This window comes from Comamonas sp. JNW, assembly GCF_003105075.1.
In the GTDB taxonomy this organism is placed as follows: Bacteria; Pseudomonadota; Gammaproteobacteria; order Burkholderiales; family Burkholderiaceae_C; genus Comamonas; species Comamonas squillarum.
Map to the genome: position 1 here is coordinate 150636 of NZ_QETI01000005.1, position 20115 is coordinate 170750.

24 protein-coding genes and 1 pseudogene are annotated in these 20115 nt (G+C 59.1%); 12 read left to right on the top strand and 13 right to left on the bottom strand.

From position 1 onward, the window contains the following. Positions 1-53: 53 nt before the first annotated feature. The 9 genes and pseudogenes from hydA to DCO45_RS09690 all read left to right on the top strand — a co-directional run bounded on the left by hydA (position 54) and on the right by DCO45_RS09690 (position 7153). Positions 54-1526 carry a dihydropyrimidinase gene (gene hydA, locus DCO45_RS09650; RefSeq protein WP_116925639.1) on the top strand — a complete coding sequence of 491 codons (1473 nt, stop codon included), beginning with the start codon at positions 54-56 and terminating at the stop codon, positions 1524-1526. A gap of 197 nt (positions 1527-1723) precedes the next feature. After that, positions 1724-2578, top strand: a complete 855-nt coding sequence (locus DCO45_RS09655) for a transporter substrate-binding domain-containing protein (protein ID WP_116925640.1) — start codon at positions 1724-1726, stop codon at positions 2576-2578. 40 nt (positions 2579-2618) lie between these two features. After that, positions 2619-3416, top strand: coding sequence for an amino acid ABC transporter ATP-binding protein (locus tag DCO45_RS09660; protein WP_116925641.1), 798 nt, complete (start codon positions 2619-2621; stop codon positions 3414-3416). Then, complete coding sequence (locus tag DCO45_RS09665; protein ID WP_116925642.1) at positions 3413-4096, top strand: amino acid ABC transporter permease; 684 nt, start codon at positions 3413-3415, stop codon at positions 4094-4096. The genes DCO45_RS09660 and DCO45_RS09665 overlap by 4 nt, the downstream gene beginning before the upstream one ends. Positions 4097-4106: 10 nt before the next feature. After that, a complete protein-coding gene (locus tag DCO45_RS09670) occupies positions 4107-4787 on the top strand; it encodes an amino acid ABC transporter permease (protein ID WP_116925643.1) in 681 nt (226 codons plus the stop codon). 74 nt (positions 4788-4861) lie between these two features. Then, a complete protein-coding gene (locus DCO45_RS09675; protein ID WP_116925644.1) occupies positions 4862-5812 on the top strand; it encodes a 2-hydroxyacid dehydrogenase in 951 nt (316 codons plus the stop codon). Between the two features lie 49 nt (positions 5813-5861). Next, positions 5862-5948 (top strand): annotated as a pseudogene (locus DCO45_RS23205) (tripartite tricarboxylate transporter substrate-binding protein); the annotation flags it as partial. 340 nt (positions 5949-6288) lie between these two features. Beyond that, positions 6289-6813, top strand: a complete 525-nt coding sequence (locus DCO45_RS09685; protein WP_133248121.1) for a hypothetical protein — start codon at positions 6289-6291, stop codon at positions 6811-6813. Positions 6814-6892: 79 nt separating this feature from the next. Beyond that, on the top strand, positions 6893-7153 hold the full coding sequence (locus DCO45_RS09690; protein ID WP_133248122.1) for a hypothetical protein: 261 nt from the start codon (positions 6893-6895) through the stop codon (positions 7151-7153). Positions 7154-7383: 230 nt separating this feature from the next. Here DCO45_RS09690 and DCO45_RS22650 read toward each other — a convergent pair whose 3' ends face one another. Continuing rightward, positions 7384-8148 (bottom strand): hypothetical protein, encoded by a 765-nt coding sequence (locus tag DCO45_RS22650; protein WP_133248123.1) that lies wholly within the window; start codon positions 8146-8148, stop codon positions 7384-7386. A 250-nt stretch (positions 8149-8398) separates the two neighbouring features. On the opposite strand from DCO45_RS22650, the gene DCO45_RS09695 reads away from it, so the two are divergent. Beyond that, complete coding sequence (locus tag DCO45_RS09695) at positions 8399-8623, top strand: hypothetical protein (protein ID WP_116925648.1); 225 nt, start codon at positions 8399-8401, stop codon at positions 8621-8623. A 122-nt stretch (positions 8624-8745) separates the two neighbouring features. On the opposite strand, the gene DCO45_RS09700 is transcribed toward DCO45_RS09695, so the two are convergent. The 10 genes from DCO45_RS09700 to DCO45_RS22660 form a co-directional block, all read right to left on the bottom strand. Then, positions 8746-10110 carry a zonular occludens toxin domain-containing protein gene (locus DCO45_RS09700; protein ID WP_116925649.1) on the bottom strand — a complete coding sequence of 455 codons (1365 nt, stop codon included), beginning with the start codon at positions 10108-10110 and terminating at the stop codon, positions 8746-8748. Beyond that, the gene (locus tag DCO45_RS09705) at positions 10107-10430 is read right to left on the bottom strand and encodes a DUF2523 family protein (RefSeq protein ID WP_116925650.1); all 324 of its coding nucleotides are present in this window, start codon (positions 10428-10430) and stop codon (positions 10107-10109) included. Before DCO45_RS09705 ends, DCO45_RS09700 begins: the two co-directional genes overlap by 4 nt. A gap of 1 nt (position 10431) precedes the next feature. Beyond that, a complete protein-coding gene (locus tag DCO45_RS22940) occupies positions 10432-11853 on the bottom strand; it encodes a hypothetical protein (RefSeq protein ID WP_165841170.1) in 1422 nt (473 codons plus the stop codon). A 107-nt stretch (positions 11854-11960) separates the two neighbouring features. Then, on the bottom strand, positions 11961-12203 hold the full coding sequence (locus DCO45_RS09720) for a hypothetical protein (protein WP_116925652.1): 243 nt from the start codon (positions 12201-12203) through the stop codon (positions 11961-11963). A 77-nt stretch (positions 12204-12280) separates the two neighbouring features. After that, positions 12281-12496: a hypothetical protein gene (locus DCO45_RS09725; RefSeq protein WP_116925653.1), complete on the bottom strand. Its 216-nt coding sequence runs from the start codon at positions 12494-12496 to the stop codon at positions 12281-12283. Continuing rightward, positions 12496-12627 (bottom strand): hypothetical protein, encoded by a 132-nt coding sequence (locus tag DCO45_RS23350; RefSeq protein ID WP_279324807.1) that lies wholly within the window; start codon positions 12625-12627, stop codon positions 12496-12498. The genes DCO45_RS09725 and DCO45_RS23350 overlap by 1 nt, the downstream gene beginning before the upstream one ends. A gap of 203 nt (positions 12628-12830) precedes the next feature. After that, positions 12831-13052 (bottom strand): hypothetical protein, encoded by a 222-nt coding sequence (locus DCO45_RS22655; RefSeq protein WP_133248124.1) that lies wholly within the window; start codon positions 13050-13052, stop codon positions 12831-12833. 2 nt (positions 13053-13054) lie between these two features. Beyond that, positions 13055-13372: a hypothetical protein gene (locus tag DCO45_RS09735; RefSeq protein ID WP_116925655.1), complete on the bottom strand. Its 318-nt coding sequence runs from the start codon at positions 13370-13372 to the stop codon at positions 13055-13057. A 23-nt stretch (positions 13373-13395) separates the two neighbouring features. Next, complete coding sequence (locus DCO45_RS09740; protein WP_165841171.1) at positions 13396-14622, bottom strand: replication initiation factor domain-containing protein; 1227 nt, start codon at positions 14620-14622, stop codon at positions 13396-13398. A 211-nt stretch (positions 14623-14833) separates the two neighbouring features. Beyond that, entirely contained in the window at positions 14834-15295 is a 462-nt protein-coding gene (locus tag DCO45_RS22660; protein ID WP_133248125.1) for a hypothetical protein, read from the bottom strand. Between the two features lie 101 nt (positions 15296-15396). Between DCO45_RS22660 and DCO45_RS22665 the strand changes: the two genes are divergently transcribed. Both DCO45_RS22665 and ggt read left to right on the top strand, forming a co-directional pair. Further along, on the top strand, positions 15397-15747 hold the full coding sequence (locus DCO45_RS22665; protein ID WP_133248126.1) for a hypothetical protein: 351 nt from the start codon (positions 15397-15399) through the stop codon (positions 15745-15747). Positions 15748-15922: 175 nt separating this feature from the next. Then, positions 15923-17923 carry a gamma-glutamyltransferase gene (gene ggt / locus DCO45_RS09750; RefSeq protein WP_116925658.1) on the top strand — a complete coding sequence of 667 codons (2001 nt, stop codon included), beginning with the start codon at positions 15923-15925 and terminating at the stop codon, positions 17921-17923. A 99-nt stretch (positions 17924-18022) separates the two neighbouring features. Here the strand turns inward: ggt and phnX are convergent, their stop codons facing one another. Together phnX and DCO45_RS09760 are read right to left on the bottom strand one after the other, a co-directional pair. Beyond that, entirely contained in the window at positions 18023-18859 is an 837-nt protein-coding gene (phnX, locus tag DCO45_RS09755; protein WP_116925659.1) for a phosphonoacetaldehyde hydrolase, read from the bottom strand. 92 nt (positions 18860-18951) lie between these two features. Beyond that, positions 18952-20085, bottom strand: a complete 1134-nt coding sequence (locus tag DCO45_RS09760) for a TIGR03364 family FAD-dependent oxidoreductase (protein ID WP_116925660.1) — start codon at positions 20083-20085, stop codon at positions 18952-18954. Between the last annotated feature and the right edge of the window lie 30 nt (positions 20086-20115).

The following is a 20115-nucleotide window of genomic DNA, read 5'->3' on the forward strand; positions in this document are numbered from 1 at the left end:
CTGCTTACCACCCGGGCATCTGTCTGAACCTAGCTTGAGAAAGAAACGATGCCATGTTTGATTTGACCATCCGCAACGGCCGTATCAGCACCTCCCAAAACACCTTTGTGGCCGATATCGGCATTCAGGGCGGCACCATTGCTGCCATTGGGGAGAACCTGCCAGCAGGGCGGCGTGACATTGACGCACAAGGCCTGTGGGTCATGCCTGGCGGCATCGACAGCCACGCCCATATTGAACAAGCGTCCAGCGCGGGCGTGATGTGCGCTGATGATTTCTACAGCGCCACGGTCTCGGCCGCGTTTGGTGGCACGACCTGCGTGATCCCGTTTGCTGCGCAGCACAAAGGCCAGCAAGTGCCCGAGGTGATCGCCGCCTACGCCAAGCTGGCGGCCGAGAAAGCGGTGATCGACTACGGCTTTCACCTGATCCTGTCCGAGATCACCCCTCAAATGCTGGAGCAGGATTTGCCACGCGCGATTGCAGAGGGCATCACCTCGCTGAAGGTCTACATGACCTACGACAAGCTCAAGATCGACGACTTCCAGATGCTGGATGTGCTGGAAGTCGCAGGCCGCGAAGGCGCGATGGTCATGGTGCATGCCGAGAACCACGACGTGATCCGCTGGATTGCGCGCCGCTTGCTGGACAAGGGCCTCACGGCACCCAAATTCCACGGCGTGGCCCACGATGCGATTGCAGAAATCGAAGCGAGCTCGCGCGCCATCCAGCTGGCCAATCTGCTCGATGTGCCGATTTTGCTGGTGCATATCTCAGGCCCCGAGGCGATTGAAGTGATTCGCAGTGCCCGGCAACTGGGCAGCAAAGTGCATGCCGAGACCTGCCCGCAATACCTGTTCCTGACCGCAGAAGACATGGACCAGGAGGGCCTGGAAGGCGCAAAATTCTGCTGCAGTCCACCCGTGCGCGACAAGGCCGCGCAAGACAAGGTCTGGCAAGGCCTGCTGGATGGCACCCTGGGCATCTACAGTTCTGACCACGCGCCCTACAAGTTCGATGAAAGCGGCAAGCTGCCCAAGGGCGATGCCACCACCTTCAAGGAAATGGCCAATGGCGTGCCCGGCCTGGAGCTGCGCTTGCCGCTGCTGTTCTCCGAGGGCCTGCTGACTGGCCGCCTCACGCCCGAAGAATTTGTGCGTCTCACTGCCACCAACCATGCATGCATGTATGGCCTGCAAAAACGCAAGGGCGATATTGCCGTCGGCCTGGATGCCGACATTGCGATTTGGGACCCCCAAGCCCAGCGCAGCGTGCGCTGGAGCGACCTGCACGACCAGGTCGGCTACACGCCTTACGAGGGCCGTGTGGTCAATGGCTGGCCCATCACCGTGATCAGCCGTGGCGAGGTCGTGGTCGAGAACGCCCAGCTGCAGGCCGAGCGTGGCCGTGGCCAATTCTTGCCTTGCGAATGCCCCGAGCCGATTTTGCAAGCAGCCCAGCAGCCCAAGCCCTCTGATGCCTCGCAATGGCTGGGGCTCAAAGGCAAGGCCTGGCAGCAGTATTGAGTGCCAGATGACGTCGCCTTTTGCGTGCCAAAGCCAGGCCCAGCCTGGCTTTGGCGGGCCCTTAACAACAGGTTAAGGCATACCGATAAAACGGCAGGCGACAGCTTGGCCAATGCGCCCAATAATTTTCTCAAGCTCCCAAGCTTTCAGGCCCAGCCAGTGATGGCTTTTCATCCATGAATGAACCAACTCCGCCCATGAACAACCTTGCCCATACCCTCACTCGCGTCTCCTGGCTGACACTGGCACTGGCTTTGACCAGCGCAGCCCACGCACAAACTGCTGCGCCTTTGAAAACCGCCTTGGATCCCACCTTTGCCCCGCAGGCCATGGTCAAGATCGGCGGCGGCCTGCAAGGCTTTAACGTCGACATGGGCGAAGAAATCGCAAAGCGCCTGGGCCGCAAGCTCAGCATTGATGCAACCGAATTCTCGGGCCTGGTGCCGGGTCTCAACAGCGGCAAATACGAGTTTCTGCTCGCGCCTGTGACGGTCACGCCTGAGCGCGCCAAAGCCATGCTGTTTACCGAGGGCTACACCGAGACGAACTACACCTTCATGGGCCGAAAAAACGCAGCCGCGCTGGAGTCGCTGGAGGCGCTGAAAGGCAAGGTTGTTGCGGTCAACAAGGGCTCGAACTACGACGCCTGGGCCAAAGAGAACGCCGACAAGTACGGCTTCAAGTACTTCGTCTACGGCTCCAACGCCGATGCGATTCAGGCCGTCTTGACCAAGCGTGCCGACTACAACCTGACCGGCAGCACGGTGGCGGGCTGGGCCGTCAAACAATCGCCTGCGCTGCAGGCGGGCTACACCATCAAGACCGGGCTGGTCTGGGCGATTCCCTTCCGCCTCGACGACAAGGCCGGCCGTGACCAGGTCAGCAACGTGCTCAAGTGCATGAAGGCCGATGGCACGATCGCCAAGCTCGCAGAAAAATGGTATGGCTACTCGCCCGAGACCAACAGCGTGGAGCGCACCGTCAGCCCAGGCCACGGCGTGCCAGGCACCGAGAACTACGACGCCACCCCCGTTAAGCCGAAGTGCTCGTAAGCACGCGATGGCTGTGATAACCCTGAAGTGCTGAGAACCTATGAGTGCCCCCATTCTTGAACTTGTTGAACTGCGCAAATCCTACGGCTCGCTGGACGTCTTGCGTGGTGTGAACTTGCGTGTGTACCCGGCAGAGCTGGTGTGCGTCATCGGACCTTCTGGCTCTGGCAAAAGCACGATGCTGCGCTGCTGCAACCGGCTGGAAGAGCCCAGCGACGGCCAGGTGGTCATCAACGGCCAGGACATCATGCGGTCCGATGTCGATGTCAACCAGGTGCGCCAAAACGTCGGCATGGTGTTCCAGCACTTCAACCTGTATCCCCACCTGAACGTGCTGGGAAACATCACCCTGGCACTGCGCCAGGTGCAGAAAAAAAGCAAAGCCGAGGCCGAGACCATTGCCCAGGAGGCGCTGGCCAAAGTGGGTCTGGCCCACAAGGCGAGCGCGTTTCCCAGCCAGCTATCGGGCGGGCAGCAGCAGCGCGTGGGCATTGCGCGCGGCATTGCGCTCAAGCCCCAGGTGATGCTGTTTGACGAGCCCACCAGCGCGCTGGATCCGGAGCTGGTTGACGAGGTGCTGCAGGTGATGCGCGCGCTGCGCGATGAAGGCATGACCATGCTGGTCGTGACCCATGAAATGGCGTTTGCCCACGCAGCGGCTGACCGCGTGATCTTCATGGATGGCGGCGTGGTCGCCGAAGCGGGTACCCCGGCTGAGATTTTTGAGAACCCCCAGCAAGAGCGCACCCGCAGCTTTGTGGGCCGCTACATGCATGGCACGAATGGAGTCAAAGGCGCTGCATTGCAGGCATTCATTGGCGCAGGTGGCAGCCTATGAGCGAGTCCAGTGGCGGTTTTTTATTTACCTTTTTCAACCTTGCCATCGCGCAGGAATACTGGGCCGACATCGCGCGTGGCATGCTGGTCACCATCGGGGTCGGCATAGCGGTCGTCATCACCGGTCTGGCGCTGGGTCTGGCCATGGCAATTGGCCGCGCATTGCAGCTGCGCTGGCTGACGGCAGCCACTGTGATCTTCTCGGACGTGATGCGCTCGCTGCCACCGCTGGTGGTGCTCATCCTGCTGTATTTTGGCCTGCCGACCCTGGGGCTGGAGTTATCGGCCTTTGCCGCGACCTGGGTGAGCCTGTCGATGGTGCTGGCCGCTTATGCGCAAGAAAGCATCTGGTCGGCGATGGCCTCGCTGGCCAAAGGCCAGACCGAGGCGGCGCGCTCCACCGGCCTGTCGTGGTGGCAGGCGATGCGCTGGGTGGTCTTGCCCCAGGCGCTGCGCCGCGCGGTACCGCCGCTGACCAACCGTGTGATCTCGACGACCAAGAACACCGCACTGGGCTCGATCGTTGCCCTGGGGGAAATTCTGAGCAATGCGCAGGCCGCATCGGCGGTGGCGGGCAACCCCACGCCGCTGACGATTGGGGCATTTCTCTACCTGTTGGTGTTCTTGCCGATCGTGATTTTCTCGCGGTGGCTGGAGCACAAAACCAAAACCACCGCGTAAGTGCCAAGCCATGGAAATTTTCTTACAAAACTTCTTCAACCTCGAGGTCTTCCAGCAAGCGCTGCCGTATTTGCTGCAAGGTTTTTGGACCACGATCTGGCTCTCGGTGCTGGTGATTCCGCTGGGTGCAGCTGCAGGCTTGCTGCTGGCCCTGGGCCAGACGCAATCGAGCCGCCGCAGCCTGCGCTGGAGCATCATTGCCTATATTGATTTCTTTCGCGCCTTTCCGCCGCTGGTCTTGCTGATTTTTCTCTACTTTGGCCTGCCTTTTGTCATCGGCGATGTGCCCAAGCTGATTGCCGTGATGCTGGCCTTTACGCTGAACAACTCCAGCTACTTTGCCGAGGTGTTTCGCGCCGGCATCGAGGCCATTCCCAAAGGTCAGATGGAAGCGGCCCGCTCCACCGGTCTGAGCCGTTTGCAAGCACTGCGCTGGGTGATCTTGCCGCAGGCCACGCGCCATGTGCAGGCCGACTTGCTGGGCAACTGTATTGAGGTGGTCAAGCTCACCGCGATTGCCAGCGTGGTCGGGATTCCGGAATTGCTGCGCAACGCCCGCGATGTGCAGTCGCTGGTCTACAACCCCTCGCCCGTGGTGCTGGCCGCACTGCTCTACCTGGCCTTATTGTGGCCGCTGACGCGCTGGCTGGCGCGCCTGGAGCACCGCAAGCTCGCCATGTTCAGCCACTGATAGACGCACTAGCAGGCCTGCCATTGAATGGTTTCAATCGCAGGTTCATTGATCCATTTAATTGCGCACGCCCCATGACCCTGCACGCTACACCCATCCCATTGCCCATTCTCGGCCCCTGGCTGGCCCAGGACCTCAGTGCCAGCTTGCCTGACAGCTTCCTGCCTTTGGTCTTGCACAGTGCACCGGACTTTATGGCCCAGCTCGCACCGTACGTGCCGCGCATTCGCGCCCTGGTGTGTACCAGCGGCGGCCAGGCAATTGATGCGACCTTGATGGAGCAACTGCCCCAGCTCGAACTCATTTTGAACCTGGGTGCGGGCACGGAGTGCGTGGATTTGGCCGCCGCACAGGCACGTGGCATTCAGGTGCTGACAGGCGCAGGCGTCAATGCGGTGGACGTGGCTGAGCTTGCGATTGGCATGATGATTTCGATGGCCCGGCGCATCCATTTTGCCGACCGCGAAGTGCGCGCGCTGCAATGGGGCGCTGACCGAAAGCCGGTGCGCCGCCTGGCTGGCCAGCGCGTGGGCATTGCCGGCATGGGCGCGATTGGCCAGGCGATTGCCAAGCGCTTGCTCGCCTTCGACATGCCCATCAGCTATTTCTCACGCCGCCCAGTAGAAGCGCTGCCTTATACCCACCATGCCGATCTGCAAAGCCTGGCCACTGCGGTGGATTTTCTGTTTTTAGCCTTGCCCGGAGGCAGCGCGACACTGCATCTGGTCAATGCCGACATCCTGAGCGCCTTGGGCCCTCAGGGTTATGTGATCAATGTGGGCCGTGGCAGCGTGGTCGATGAACAAGCGCTGGCCCAAGCGCTGGCCGCAGGCCAGATTGCCGGGGCATCCCTCGACGTGTTTGAGCACGAACCGCAGGTGCCCGATAGCCTGGTTCAAAGCCCCAACACCTTGCTGCAGCCGCACCGTGGCGGCTTTACGGTCGAAGCCCACGAGGAAATCATTGCACTGACTTTGCAGCGTTTAGCCGGTTTGTACGCTAAGAGCTCCTCTCTAATCCGCTAAAAACTCAATCCACTCAATGTCAAGTCGGGGCGGCTGACATCACCTGTTCATGGTCGTCGAGAACAGGGGAGGGGCGGGCGGCCTGCTCGGTGCCGAGGTCGTGACCAGGGCGCAGGCGGATGGCTATACAGTGTTGATAGCTTTGTACCGATGGTGCTCATTTCACAGTCGCCCAATATCCTGGTGGCCAGGCCACGCGTTGCGTGGCAAGACGCTGCGATACCCGCCAACGGCTTGCCGCCCAAGGCACCGACTTGGTCGCCATGCCATCGGCCCAGTTTGCCGAGAAGATGCGCCGTGAGACCCAGGTCTATGGCGACATCATCAAGCGCTTTGGTATCAAGGCCAGCTGAGGAGGGCGCTGATACGGTGACGACCTCACCCACCACCAAAGGCCAGCCCGTATGCAGGCCTTTTTCAATGCTGGAAGCAGAACCAGCCGCTAGGGTTCGCGCAGAGAATACGTAAGGAAATGTATGCGCTTTCTGATGGCCCTGGGCCTGCTGCTCGCAGGCTCAGCCGGTGCCCAAGAGGTCTACCGCTGCGGCAATAGCTATAGCGCCGAGCCCTGCAAAAACGCCAAAACCATTGATGTGACGCCCGCAGTCAGCAATCCCGATGGGCCGCTTACCCGGCTGATCTACCTGTGCAAAAGGCCTGACAAAACCGAGCTGTGGTGGATCGATCGGCCTTGCTCGCAGGAGCGTTGGGGCCTGGTCGAGAGCGTCCGAGTGCCGAGCAATGTGGACTGGAAGACCCAAATGGCCATCGCCCAACGAAAACGGGCGGACGATGCTCGGCGCGCTAGCCGGGCCCGTCATCACTACCATTCGGCGGCGCCTGGCAGCGTACGATCCAACGAAGCGCGTTGCGAGGAATTCAAGCAAAGGGTGGAATATCCGGATGCCGCCGCCAGAGTTGGCGGTACCGCACGCAAGATGGAATGGATCCGCGAGGAACGGCAAAGCGCGCGAGACCAGCAGTTTCGGGCGGGGTGCTGAGGTTCCTGTTACAGCGCTTGCATGCGCTGGCGGGTTTCAGACCCGCACGCAGCTACACTGCGCGGCAGGAGGAGTCGCAATGGACTGGGCAAGATGGCAGATGGAGATGGATCGACAGTTCGCTTGGATGCTGTTGTGGTGGCTGGTTGGCAGCATCATCTCGTTGTGGGTCGGTTACGAGATTCTGAAGGCCGCCATCAAAAACGGCATCAATGCCTCCAGTCTGGGTGACCGCCGGAGGTTGACGCAGGCGGCGCAGCCACCAGTTGCACCAGCGGGCTACCGTTGGGTGCTGGTCAAGGATGACAAGTCTGACGCAGATATTCGGCCTGAGCGCTAAGAGCAAGAAATTGCAGGTTCTAGGCGGCGCTGAAGGAATGGCAGCTGCAAGTACTGCTGAGCACTGCAGACAGCTCCTTAGTTAATTGATACGATGTATATTACTGTTAACTCTGAGATACAGAATTAACGTATAAACAACATATCTCATCCAAAAAACCCACCTTGAAGGTGGGTTTTTTTTAATTGGAATGGTGAGTTTCGCAGAGTGTCGAATTCGATGAGAAAACATTACAAAGGCGGTACATCACCCATTGTGAGCCGTTGGGCAGGTGATCCGGCCCAACTTCTGCCGACTTGAATTATCAATTTCTCAACTGCTTTTTCCAGCCACACTCGCTCGTCCGGCTCGAGAGGCACTGTAAATTTTGTCATTTTTCTTGCCGACAAGCTATCACCGCGACCAGAGGAGAGTTCGCCAATCTTTTTAAGAAATTCTTCCTGAATATTTAGATCTTTTGCCGCCTGCTTCTGGTTTCCCGCTCGAGCATTGATAGCTGATAGAACGAAGTACGCCATACTGAGCAATGGCTCACGTCCTTCCTTGTAAAACTTGTAACGCAGCCAAATAAATTCAGTATCAGGACTAAGGTTAAAAGTGCTGTCTGGAGCCGTAGGATATTTATTAAATGGCCGTATGACTGAGGCCGTACCGAAAGCAGAAAGAGAAATTTCCATTTCGGAGTGAAGTTCTATAACGCCCGTCGTGGGATTACGGTCAACAATCTCTGTCCATTCATAGACAAGTCTGGCACCGATTGTTCCGACCTCCAGTGATATCAACACTTCCCAGTTGCGCGCTAAGCGGTCGGCTGCTGTGCGCGCTGATTGACGATCAGCAAAGTGAATTTTAGGAAGCATCCGGACTTTGGATCCTTCCACTTCAATGTCGAACTCTGAGCCTTGAAAGATCTCAAGCACAAGTGGCGGCTTGTACTGCACATCAGCTTCAAATTTCAGTTCATAGTGCACAGCGACTACGTGTGGATCATTCATGATAGTTGGTCTCCGGACCAGCACTTTAGCAGAGCTTTGCCCCTTAAATTGGCAAGCTATGCTGTCCAAAAAAAAGTCTTAATTGGATTTTCACCTTGAGCGAGACTACAGGATTGCTTCGCGCATCAAGTTGCAAACGGCACGAATGATTCTAGACACACTGGGATCTGACATATGTTTCTTAAACGCAAAAGCAAGAGATTAGATAGCACGCATAATGCGCAGCGTTACATCTAAAAATGAGGAAAATATGTACACGGTGACCTATCCAAATGCATGGATCATCCTGCCGCTGCTGGGCGCCCTGAGCACGGCCATATCCATCTATATCGCTTACCTGGTGCTGAAATGCGCGATCCGAAACGGCATCAACGAATCGCGTTTGCGCCTTGAGCCCACCACCCAGCAGATGGCACCAATCGGCTACAAGTGGGCACTGGTGAAGGATGAAAAACACCAGGCTGCGGACAGGTGAGGGGGCCGCGCCCCAGGCAAGCGGTACGAGATAGAACGAGTGTCTACATGGGGTTTGTCACCCCATACCCCGACCCCACCACTACGACACAAGGTCTCCGTTCTCGGGGCCCTTGTTTGTCCTCAGAAAGAAGCGGAGAGGTGCCGCGATTCAAAGACTGAACGCACCTCTGCATTGCGGGCCTGCATGCGCTGCTCCCAGCCGATGGCCTCTGCACTGGCCTGGCCGCGTGGCCTGTTTTCATCATTGCGATCTGATCGCCCGCCAGAGCCCGAATCAATCACGATAGGTTTGTTGACCGTGCCGCTTTGATAGGGCGCATCGCAGGTAACAGGCCGGATCACATCGCGGTATTGCACGAACGCCAGGCAAGGGCTGCTGGCCTTGATGGTGTAGCCAGCGTTGACCAGCTCGTCACTGGTCAGATCGAATAGCTGGCGACCCTCACCAGACACAACAAACGCATAGATTTCTTTGTCCGCTTTACGCATGTAGCCGGTCAGGTGCAGGAGCTTGCCAAACAGCGGATCGATGGTTTTTGGCACCTCTTTTGGCTCTGGCTCTTGCTCCTGGTTGCTGGCCTGCTTAGCTGGGCCATTGCTGGGCGCGTTGGATGAAGGAGGGGTGGGCACCACATGCGCTTGCGGTGATCCCTTCACAGTCGCTGCTGCGCGTGCCTCAGGCGTCTTTGTGCCCCATACCGTGCGACCTGGCTTAGGCCAAAAGGCCCACACCATGATGACGGCGCAGAAGATCAGCCAGACCCATTTGAAGCGGTTGAAGTAGACGATAAAGGGCTTGACGTCTTCCGCGCTGGCTTCAGCGCTTGCGCTGCTTTGCGTGTTGCTGCGATAGAGGCCGAAGTATTGCGGCTTGTATTTGCGCTCACCTTGTTGGATGACCGCGCCGCGATAGCCTGCATGCACCTTGCGGATGTAGTGATCAGCCTTACCCAGAATGTCGGCTTTGCGCACCTTTATCAGCGTGGCGATCAGCTGCGCGATCGGCTGATTGATATCGCGAAAGCTCTGCGTCATCAGCAGCACATCAGCGTTGAAATGCCGGTGCAGCTTGAACCACTGCACAACGCTATCAGGCGTGCCGGTTTTGGGGAATGACACGTGGCATTCGTCAATCACATAAAGAGGGCCTTGACCGTTAGGGCCGCGCCAGGTGGTGTAGAAATCCCATACCGTGCCGAAGGTGAAAACGCTTTCAGGTGGATCTGCAGGATCTCTATCCGCCCACAGCTGAAACGCTGGGCGCTCAGCAATGTCGGTTGCATCCCAGACGCCGAGCTGCTTGGCAGGCCGCGTGCGCAACTCAATCAGGTCGCGGTAAGCCGGATCGATGGCCGCGAACTGGTCGACGTTCAGCGGCAGGTTTGTGATGACCAGGCGGCCTTGTTTCAAAGCCTCGAGGACGTGGTAAACAACACCCTCATAACTCTTGCCAGAGCCCGGGATTCCCTCCAATCCGTTGATCATGATCCGAGCCTTGTAAAGGGGATGATTTGCAGCAGCAGGCGTATGCCAATTGCCGCGCCGATGATCTGCGCGGCAGTGCCCAAGCCAGCAAGCTGCATGATGTTGACTATCTCGCCAGGCATCTCGCCCATGTTGTTTGCGAAGCCTTCAAGCTGCGACACATCAAGCGCATTAGCCGCAGTTACGGCAATGCCAAGGAGGGCATCCAGCACCCAGCAAAACAGGTCACTGAGCAAGTCCCAAGCTGCAGTGAAGATCGCGACAAATACATCGCTAAACCACTTAAGAATCTTGTCAAAAGCTTTGATGATGCCTTCCATGTCAGCCCCCGAATACCAGTTTTCTTGCAAGCGCTAGAGCGCAGATCAGCGTGATCGCTTTTATGGCCATCCACACGCGCGGATCGATGTCGATCACATAGACGCCCAGGTTGAATGCACCACCCAGGTTTAGATCGATGGTCCACACCGGAGGCGATCCACCATCGCCATAGTTAGGAAACAGGCGCTGAGTCAGGCCGAAGATGGGCGAGGCCTTGAGCTGGGCAGACTTCTCAGCCCAAACACCTGCAGGGCCGTTCTCAAATTTCTTTTCGTAGAGAGTGGGCACGCCAACGGTCAAATTGCCATCACCTTCGCCGCATTCTTTGCCTTTTTCGCAATCGCCGTTACCACCGCCACCATTACCGCCGCCACTTCCACCGCCGCCTGATCCACCCTCGCCATCACCGCCGCCCTCGCCGCCGCCTTCGTCATCCTTGCCGTCACCATCACCAGGGCCATCACCGGGCTTGGTACCACCGCCGCCGCCGTCGTCATCTTTGTCGTCGTCATCTTTGTCGTCGTCATCTTTGTCGTCGTCATCTTTGTCGTCGTCATCATCCTCGCCATCCTTGGTGCCACCTCCATCACCACCGTCATCACTGCCGGAGCCGCCGCCACCTTCACCGCCTCCATCGCCGCCGCCTTCACCCTCGCCACCTCCTTCGCCACCACCTTCACCCTCGCCGCCGCCGCCACCACCATCACCACCACTACCCGGATTGCCGCCACCACCGCCGCCACCTCCCGGAGGGTTACCGCCACCGCCATCATCACCGCCACCTTCGCCATTTCCTGGATCGGTTTCCGGTGGCTTCGGAGGCTCCATATCAGGGCCGTTACTGGTGCAGTTATCGCCGGTGCTGACATAGTTGGCAGTGCCTGTTTTTCCGGTGATCGGGTTGCTGGACCAGCCAATAGGCGTGCTTGCATCGAAGCTGTATTTGCAGCGCCCCGTGCAGATCGATGCAGGTATCTTGTTACCTGCGACGAAGTTGTAATCGCGCTCTAGATCCTTCTCACACTTGGGAGGTGGCACGCACTGGCCGTTTATTTCTTCGGTACCGGCATCGCAATAGCACTGACCGGCTGTTGCCGAAGAAGTGGAATTTGCAGGGCATACCTTCCTCATCGTGATGAAGCTGCTCGCGTACGAAGACTTACCATCCCCAGCCCGGCATCGCCCATACGCACCAGTACCCGTGGCATATCCCATATCAACGCGATCTTTATTACCGCTCCAACCACTAGCTGCACTGCTAGCGGAATACCACTCTCCACAGGAAGACTCTGGACTACTAAAAGGCCCAAGCTCGACAGGTTTCGGAGCGCTGGTATTGATGAAATAACTCTCCTTTGCAGGCACCAGCGCATGCGCAGGGCCACTACATAGAAGCGCAAAAAGAACGAATAGACGCCACATAGGCTAATCCTTTGCCAGCATGAAAAAGCAGAACGCCCCCATTGCGCCAATCAACGCAAACAGGGCATGGATTGACGCAACGAGGGCGATTAGCAGCATGGCAGTGCTTAGATCTTGGCGATGATGCGCTTGACCACAGCAGGGCCCTTGATGACCAGGGCAATGCCGACGATCACCACAGCCAGGGCCGTGATCTTGGTGGCGGTGGTGCCCATGTCCACTTCATCGAACAGCGCATCCATACCGGCAGCATGCGAGGACACAGCCATCATTGCGGTACCAGCAGCCACACCCAGACGGGCAACGTTTTGAGCAGCCAGAGCGCGCAGATTTTGCAGTTTGTTCTTCATGACGTTTTTCCTTTGAAAAAGAGAGTTGAAAAGGTGCGAAATTGCACCGGAGAGCCGCCAGGCTCTGCGCTGAAATCTCATAGGGTGCGGATGGTTCGAACGATCCAGCCGGCAACCAAGCCAATCACCGCAATAGCGAAGATCAGACCGACGCCGAAGGTGAACGCCGTGCCCACAGAGCCAGGCGTTATGCCAATGGCTGCGAAGTCTTCGACGCCGATTTCTGTTACCAGCACCTGGCTTTGATCAGGGCAGGGCAGCTGGTCAGCCAAGCAGACGAAGTAGTGCGCCATTAGTCGCCCGTGGAAATGTCGTCAGAGCCACATTCAGGGCATTGCGCGGTGGGATCGTCTTTGTCAAAGTCCCAATCGCTATCTGCCGCGTCAAAGTCAGCGCCGCAGGCGTTGCAGTGCAAGTCATCCATATTTAGTCCTTCAAATGAGCGTCAGCGATCAATGCGCTAGCCGCGAGAGTTGATAGAGGGTGTGGATTGCCACCACCAAATAAAGGGAAGCCAGGACCCTCATGGTTAAGCACCGGCCACCATCACGCGCACAATGCACATGACGAACAGAAGAGGGCAGAGCAGGTGCACCAGGGAAAAGGCAGCATTGAGGAGGGCGGTTTTCATTGCGTGTAATCCCCAGCAGTGCCAAGCAAATCGAGGTCAACGATGGTCGGTTCTTCATCCAGATCAGCGTGATCTACGACCAGCTGAAGAGCCATTTCTTCATCAGTGATGACGCCGCCACCAGCATCGCGCAGGGAGCGGACCCACTCCACGCCACCATCACCCGTAGGGCACAGGAAGCGGCCAGTAGTGCGGCTTTGGACGATGAACCGAGCCATGGTTAGGCCGCCTTTTTGCCTGCTGGCTTGATGCCCAGCAGCACCAGCTTGGAATCGTTGCCAGCGCCTGCAGTGATATCGAAATCGCAATCACACAGCACGCCGCCTTGAGGCCAGGAATCCTTGTATTGGCGCCACTTTTCAAACTCGGCCGAGGTGCCCAGCTTGAACGGGCGAGTTACTTGGCCGATGCTCTCGCCGCTGCTGGTCTGGCCCAGGTCAACGGCCAGTTGAAACGTGGTGCTATCGAAGGGACGACCTTCGAATTCACCCTTGCTGGTCTTGATGCCGGTGCACACGGCTTGCATCTGAACTTTCATACTCAAAAACTCCGAAATGGGCCTTAACACAGGGCAACTGCTGGACGGCCCGAAGCTCCAGCGCCTGTTACGTGGGAATAAGCCTGCTTGACGGTCAGGATGACGTCCCGCTCGGTGAAATGCTGCAGACGGCCTGGCAGTCGCTTGTCGCTCAGGAGCTCAAACATTTGTTCGAAACCGAGGTGCTGATAGAGCAGGGAGGCAGTAGGGCCAGCAACGCGACGGAACCAGGTGATGGCCCGGGCCACTTCGGCTTTGACGGTTTCGACAGCAGCGGGAGGCATGACGGGCACACCTTCGGGCACAGCGTGCTGGGTCTCGAAATATTCGTTGTAGATGGCGTTATGCCAGTCGCTTGCGCCCTTGAAGAAGTCGTCAGGACGGCGCAGCATGTCGGAGGGCAGCACGCGCAGCTTGTTGCCGTAGCGAAGCTCGATGCGAACCCATGGCGAGGGCGCTTCCTTGCCGTAGAGCTGGTGCCCTTTTTCGTAGATATTGGTTTGCTTACCGGCTTCCTTGCTACCGATGTAGACACTGCGGCCAAAGTTGTTTGCCCAGTCGCCGTTATTGGCATAGGCCGGCAGGTGACCGCGGACATTCATCAAGCCGTCGAGGTAGTCTTGCTTGACGCGATCCATGCCGCCGACGATGCCTTGGAACAGGTCTAGCGCCAGGTCGCAACGGGTGATCTTTGCTTCGGTCGAGTCGATAAGGCGGGCGAAGCGTTCACGGTAGCCAGGTGCGGCAAATGTGCAGCCAGCGCCGGTGATGTTGGCGTGAATGGTTTCGCTTTGCTTTTGCTGTCGTGGTGACTCGCTTGACGACAGGAAGCCGATCCATGCGACTTCCTTGCTATTGCGGGTGATCGACCAGCGGAAACGGTAGAAATCGAAGCCTTTTTTAAGCTCGGGCTCTATAACAAAATCTGGACCGAGCGCATCGCAAACGTCTTCTGCGAGCGCCTTGGCCTGGGCAGATGCGGAGAAGTCAGGGTCTGGCAATTCCTGCAGAATCTGCATCAGGCGACGCCGACGCACTTCGAATTCCAGATCGTTCGACCAGCACTCGACCATTGAGCCTTTGGGCGGGAAAAGGTCATCAAGGCGCACCGCTGGAGCGTTGCGGCGGATAACGGTAAACCGCAGCCAGTCGACATGGACCACGTTGCCGGTGCTTGCCCGTTCAGCTTCCAGGCGAAGCTTGATGGCGTTGCCATCCAATACCAGTGAGGACTTTGGCACTGCGCTCATTTTTAGTATCTCCCCGTGATTACCATCGGGGAGGGTTTGCGAACCGACGCCCATTCAAAGCCAGCGCGGAGCGGCTTTTTCCCCGCAAGCGGGGCCCCTTTGGCCGCGCCGCGCAAGGCTTTTTGACAGGCTGCATTTGCTGTAGCCAGCATGAGAGGTTCCACCAGCGATAGCCAAGCCTGGCGGTTGTAGTAGGCTTGCGCGGGCCAGTTCACAACGCACCACCGAAGGAAGAAGATTGACCACCCTGACCAATGACCAACTTGCGACCATTCACCAGCGCCTGAATGAAATCGGAGCGGCGCCAAGCCTCGAAACTCTGCGAGCTTTCGCTCTCATTCACAGGCTGGGTGAGGACATGCGGAACGGATACACCACTAAGAAGAGCGAGACTCTTAAGCGACTGCGACAAGACAGCAGCGCCGCCCAGGCGAGCAACAACCCCGCGAAGGTGGCAGAGGGTCTCCTGATCGAAGCTTTCCTGATCGGCTGGATCGGTATCGAAAACCTCGGGTGAGGCGCGACGCTGGACACGGTGCAAAGACGCTTCGTCCGAGCGCTTGAGCGACCAGCCGAAGGAGTGACCAGCAGCACAGACCCAGCGGCCAACGGGCTCAGTCAGGAATGCTTCACGCCAGAGATACTTCTGATCGCCGCTAGCCGTAATCGCCATGTTTGCCCCTGTGGTATAAGTCCGTTACCTACCAAAATTGATTGCACCAAAACAGGTGCATCAAACTTGGTGCAACTCTAAACCAAATTTGGTGTAGCCCTATGTACGATCATCCGTTAGTGGTAACCCTTATTGACATGGGTTCAAAAAAACTTGGATCAGTCAGCAAGATTGCTAGCGAGCTTGAAATCCCGACTCAACACGTGTTCGGATGGAAGTCTGGAAAAAGAAAAGCCCAGCCGCACGACATTGCCGCACTTGCCGAGCTTGCTGGACTTGATGCTCTTAAGTTTCTAGCAAAGGCACAGCTAGACGAGCTTGAGGGATCAAAGAAAGGAGCGATCCTGGCTAGGTCGCTGGGAAAATTAGCGCTAGCGATTGGCGGGGCAACCGCTGGCGTTTCAGCCCACGCAAGCCCGGTTATTGAGTTGATACGATGTATATTATGTTAAGTCATATTTCTGCCTAGCCAACAGACCAGCACCGAACCAGGAACCATCTACTCGCCCCGCCTGGGCAAGGCGGTCAATTTGTTGCCAAACCGAGGGTTAACCACGGCTTATACAGCCTTTCGATGATTCGTTTTGCTAAGACAATTTCCTGTCAATTGATCCAAGGAAAAGTTATATGAAAAACGAAAAATCGCTGGGCGCCGTACCTGCGCGCTACAGCATGGCCGCATTGGCAGCGATCGTCGCGCTGACGATGACCGCCTGCGGTGGCTCCAGCCATAACGACCAGGACGATCTGGTGAGCACCGCTTGCGAAGCTGGCACGTCGGACGGCTCGGTAGTGGTGGGCTCCGGTCTGCCGGGCGATCCTTCGTTCCCTGAGCTGGCTTCGGGCTACCGCACTGGCAAAAAGGTCGTTGAAGGCCATAAGTACATGGTGGTGACGGCCAACCCACTGGCCTCCAAGGCCGGTTGCGAGGTTCTGAAGTCCGGCGGCTCGGCGGTGGATGCAGCGGTGGCCGTGCAGATGGTGCTGGGTCTGGTCGAGCCCCAGTCCAGCGGCATTGGTGGTGGCGCCTTCATGCTGTACTACGATGCAGCGACCAAGAAGGTAACGGCCTACGACGGCCGCGAAACAGCCCCTGCGGCCGCGACACCCGATTACCTGCGCTATATCGACAGCGGCACGCAAACCACGCCACTGCCCAGCGCCCGTGCCAGCGGCCGCTCCATCGGCACGCCTGGCGCTGTGCGCATGCTGGACCTGGCCCACAAGGACCACGGTGCCAAACCCTGGAAGGACCTGATCCAGCCCGGCATTGACCTGGCCACCAATGGCTTCAAGATTAGCGGCCGCATGTCCGATGCGCTGGCCGGTGCCAAGACCGCACTGCAGGCCGATGCCGATGCGCTGGCTCTGTATTTCAACGCCGACGGCTCGACCAAGGGCCTGGGTGAAACCTTCAAGAACCCCGCTTACGCAGCCACTTTGACGAAGATGGCGACCGGCGGTGCCGATGCGTTCTACACCGGATCGGTGGCACAAGGCATTGTCGACAAGATTGCCGTGACCCAGAACGTCACGACTGGCGCGCCCATCACCCCTGGCGTGACCACGCTGGCCGATCTGGCCGGCTACCAGGCCAAGAAGCGTGATGCCGTCTGCACCACCTACCGTGCCAAGTATGTGATCTGCGGCATGCCACCACCGTCGTCCGGCGGTATTGCCGTGGCCCAGGCCATGGGTGTGCTGGAGAATTTTGACCTGGCCCCCCACAAGCCCACCGCGCTGGATGTCGAAGGCGGCAAGCCCACCGCCATGGGCGTGCACCTGGTGAGCGAAGCCGAGCGCATGGCCTATGCCGACCGCGACATGTATGTGGCCGACACCGACTTCACCCCCCTGCCCGGCCCGCTCTATAGCACCTTGCTGGACAAGAGCTACCTGAAGTCGCGCGCCGCGCTGATCTCGCCCACCCAGAGCATGGGCACCGCGACTGCCGGCCAGTTTGGCAACACCCGTCTGGGCGTGGGCAAGGTGACCGAAGCGGGTACCACGCACATGACCATCGTCGACGCCAAGGGCAACGTGGTGAGCATGACCACGACGGTGGAAGCGGGCATGGGCTCCTACCATATGACCCAGGGCTTTATCCTGAACAACCAGCTGACCGACTTCTCCGCCGCACCCACCTCGGCCGATGGTCTGCCGATCGCAAACAAGGTGGAAGCGGGCAAGCGCCCACGCAGCTCGATGGCGCCCACGCTGGTGTTTGACGCCACGGCGGACGGCCAACCTGGCGCCTTCAAAATGGCTACTGGCTCGCCTGGCGGTGCCACCATCATCCAGTTCGTGACCAAGACCCTGGTGGGCGCACTGGACTGGGGCCTCGATGCGCAGCAAGCCACCAACCTGGTGAACTTTGGCGCCTCCAACAGCCGCACCACCAACCTGGGCGGCGAGCACCCCAACATCAATGCCACCAACAGCGGTGACAACGATCCGCTGGTGCTGGCACTGCGCGCCATGGGGCATACCGTGTCGGTCAATGCGCAGTCCAGCGGTGTGGGCACCGTGATTCGCACCGCCAATGCAGCAGGCGAAGCCCGCCTGACCGGTGGCGCAGATCCACGCCGTGAAGGTGTGGTGCTGGGCGATACCTACAAGGCCAAGTAAGCCTCGGGTTTCACCATCGTCAAAAAGCCGCTGTGGGTTGATGCCCGCGGCGGCTTTTTTGCTGGTTGGCGCCCTGCTCGCGCTTTTTGCGCAATCGATTCAAGCGGCAGCTTGGGCAGGCAGCTCCTGGCGCTGCAGGTGCTGGTTGATCTGCTCAATCACCGGCAGCAGGTCGGCCACGCTGTCGATCACAAAATGGGCGCCGGCGCTGCGCAGCTGTTCGCTCGCAGTGCTGCGGATCTCTGATTGCGCGTCCGAGCTCAGTGCCTGCCATTCGGGCAGGGACAGTCCATTGGCATTGCCGCTGACGGCCACACCGACCGTCCAGCAACCGGCATTCAGCCCTTCGGCAATGCCCACACTGGTGTCGTCCACCTTGACCACGGTCGAGGCCGGCCAGATGCCCAGATCGGCAAAGCAGCGGTACATCATCAAGGGGCTGGGGCGGCCAGCGGCCAGGTCGCCGGCGCAGACGATGTTGTCTGGCGCGTAGCCGGCGCGGGCTGCGATGGGCTCGAGCACATCCATGATTGGGCGGTTGTAGCCGGTGGTGCTGCCGATCTTGATGCCATCGAGCCGCAGGCGGTTGACGACTTCGAGCGCGCCAGGGATAAATTCGGCAAAGTCTCCGACCACGCGCGCGTTCATCGGCGTGAACACTTCGTAGAGATGGTCGATATCGCTGTTGGCCACCGGCTTGCCATAGCGGCGCTCCCACTGCGCTGCCACCTCGGGCAGTTGGCACAGCGCCGCAATATGGTCCCATTTGGCCGAACCCATAGGGCCCCGGGCCTGGGCAATGCTGATCTCGATGCCGAAATCCTTGAACAGCTGCACAAAGGCGCCCATTGGCGCGCGTGAGCCAAAGTCGACAATCGTGCCGGCCCAGTCAAAAACAACGGCCTGTACGCGTTGGGGGTTGTGAAAATTCGTCATGGTGTCCTCTGCCCCTTGGCCCGGCCACTGGCCAGGGTCCGTGTTGGGGCTGTCTATATAAGAGATGTGTCGTTCTGCGGGCCCAGCAACCCTTACCAATGGGCAAAGGTGTCGTGTGCCACGCCAAAGCCGGTGCTCGCGCCCGTGCCGCTGGTGACGATGGCTACGCGGGTGGCAGCGTCCGGCGCCTCGATAAAGCAGTCCGTGCGTGGGGCCGAAGGGTAGATGCCCAGCCAGCGCTCGGTGACGCGGTAGTCGCCAATGTTCAATGCTTCGCGCATATGGCGCAGCATCAGCGCATCGACCTCGTCCTGCGCAAAGGGCTGGACGGAGGCGCCGTAGTGGTGCGAATCGCCGACCACCAGGCTGCCGTCGGCGCTTTGCACGGCGATCAGGTGGATGCCATGGGCAAGGCTCTCGCCCTCTTCCTGCTGCAGTTGCTCAAGCAAAGCGCGGGCCTCGGGCAGCTTGCTGTAGCCGTGGTAGCGCACCAGGCTCAGGTCGCCCATCACCGATGCGTTCAGGCGCAGATCGCCAGCCGGCTGCACGCGCAGCATCTGCAGCTGGCACAGCTGCACCTGGTGTTTGGCAAACAGCTCGCTGTAAAGGCCATGGATGTCGGCATTGGTGCAGACCACCACGCGCTCGGCATGCAGCTGGCCCTTGGATGTCACCACCTTGGGCGTGGCCACCTCCCACACCGCTTCGCCAAAGCGGAAGGTGACTTGCATCTGCTCGGCCAGCCAGCGCGTCAGCTGGGCGATTGCGTCGCGCGATTCGACCCGCAGGTCAATGGGGCTGTGCAACACGGCCTTGGCCTGATCCAGCCGCAGCTCGGGTGCGTGGCGCGCGGCCTCTTCAGGGCTCCACAGTGCGCAGTTCACGCTCTGGGCCATCTCGGTGTGCATAAAGGCCTGCAACACATCCAGCGCCTTGTCGCGTGTGGCCACCAGGTTCAGGCCCTGGTGCTGCACAGTGATACCGGCCTTGGGCGCAAGCTCGGCCCAGACGTCGCGCGCATGGCGCGCACGGCGCCAGGTGTCCCCTGCCCCCTGGCCGGTCACCGTCACAAAGCCAAAATTGCGGATCGATGCGCTCACACAGGCGGCATCCCGGTCGACCACGCAGACCTTAAGGCCCCGGCGCGCCGCCTCATAGGCATGGGCGAGGCCCACAATGCCTGCACCCACCACCATCACATCAAAACTTGTGCTTCCCACCGTCATTCCTGTCTTTCCTGGTTCTCGAATCATCTT